The 1,607-nt window shown below is 65.0% G+C and carries 1 protein-coding gene; it reads right to left on the bottom strand.

The window, feature by feature from the left end:
* The coding region (locus GGD57_RS28955) for a putative Ig domain-containing protein (protein WP_184473593.1) at positions 1-1,607 on the bottom strand (1,607 nt) is incomplete at both ends.

Genomic DNA, 1,607 nt, shown 5'->3' with positions numbered 1-1,607 from the left:
GTGAAGTTCGCCGTCTGCCAGCCGCTCGCCGTGGTGTTGGTGAAGGTGGCGGTGGCAAGCTTGGTGCCGGTGGAACTCCACAGGTCGACGACGTTCTGTCCGTTGTCGTTGGCGCTGCGGTAGAACTTGATGCCTGTAATATCGCCGCCGACGCTCGACGTGAACTTGACGCCGAGCTCGAGCTGCTGGCCGTCGTTGAGGTTCGTCTGGGCCGGCGTGTTGGAGGCGGAGAACAGGCTGTAGGTCGTTGGCGCTGCTGCGGCGGCGATAGTAAAGGTCTCGTTGGTCGAGAGACCGCCGATATCGGTTGCCGTGACCTTGACGCCGTAAGTGCCTGCTGTCGTCGGCGTGCCGGAGAAGGTGCGCGTCGAGGCGTTGAAGGCGAGCCAGGCGGGAAGCGCGGTGCCGTCGGCGGCGGTTGCCGAATAGGTCAGCGTCTCGGTGCTGTCGACATCGGTGAAGGTCGTTGTCGGCAGCACGAAGGAGAAGGCCGAGCCGACGGTGGCATTCTGCGTCGCCGTCTGGACGGCGAGCACCGGTGCATCGTTGGCGCCGTGGATGGTGATGGTCAGATTGGCCGTGGAGGTGGCCCCGGCTGAGTCACGCATCGTGTAGCTGAAGACATCGCTCAGCGTGTTGGTCGACAGGCGCAGCGCCTGCACGGCGGCATTGGTCTCGTTGAGGGCATAGCTATAGACACCCGACGCACTAAGAGTGAGGCTGCCATAGGTGCCGTTCAGTGCTGAGCCGAGCGTGCCTGACGTCGCACCGAAGACGACTGCCGTCACCGTCTTGGTGTCGCCGGCATCCGGATCGGTGTCGTTGGTCAGCACGTTGCCGCTGGCGGCGATGCCGCCCGAACCATTGGCGACACCGCCCTTCTCGGTGGCGTCGCCCGTATCGGCAACCGCCGTCGGTGTCGTGTTGCCGGGAACCGACACGGCGATGTTGAAGGTCTCGTTGGTCGAGAGACCGCCTATATCGGTTGCCGTCACCTTGACGCCATAGGTGCCGCCTGCCGTCGGCGTGCCGGAGAAGGTGCGCGTCGAGGCATTGAAGGTCAGCCAGGAGGGAAGCGCGGTGCCGTCGGCGGCCGTTGCCGAATAGGTCAGCGTCTCGGTGCTGTCGACATCGGTGAAGGTCGTCGTCGGCAGCACGAAGGAGAAGGCCGAGCCGACGGTGGCGTTCTGCGTCGCCGTCTGGACGGCGAGCACCGGTGCATCGTTGGCGCCGTGGATGGTGATGGTCAGATTGGCCGTGGAGGTGGCCCCGGCTGAGTCACGCATCGTGTAGCTGAAGACATCGCTCAGCGTGTTGGTCGACAGGCGCAGCGCCTGCACGGCGGCATTGGTCTCGTTGAGGGCATAGCTATAGACACCCGACGCACTAAGAGTGAGGCTGCCATAGGTGCCGTTCAGCGCCGAGCCGAGCGTGCCTGACGTCGCGCCGAAGACGACTGCCGTCACCGTCTTGGTGTCGCCGGCATCCGGATCGGTGTCGTTGGTCAGCACGTTGCCGCTGGCGGCGATGCCGCCCGAACCATTGGCGACACCGCCTTTCTCGGTGGCGTCACCCGTATCGGCAACCGCCGTCGGCGTCGTGTTGTT

Source organism: Rhizobium esperanzae, from assembly GCF_014197615.1.
Classification (GTDB): domain Bacteria; phylum Pseudomonadota; class Alphaproteobacteria; order Rhizobiales; family Rhizobiaceae; genus Rhizobium; species Rhizobium esperanzae_A.
Note: the sequence above shows the minus strand (reverse complement) of the source record. Positions and strands in the feature narration are given on the sequence as shown.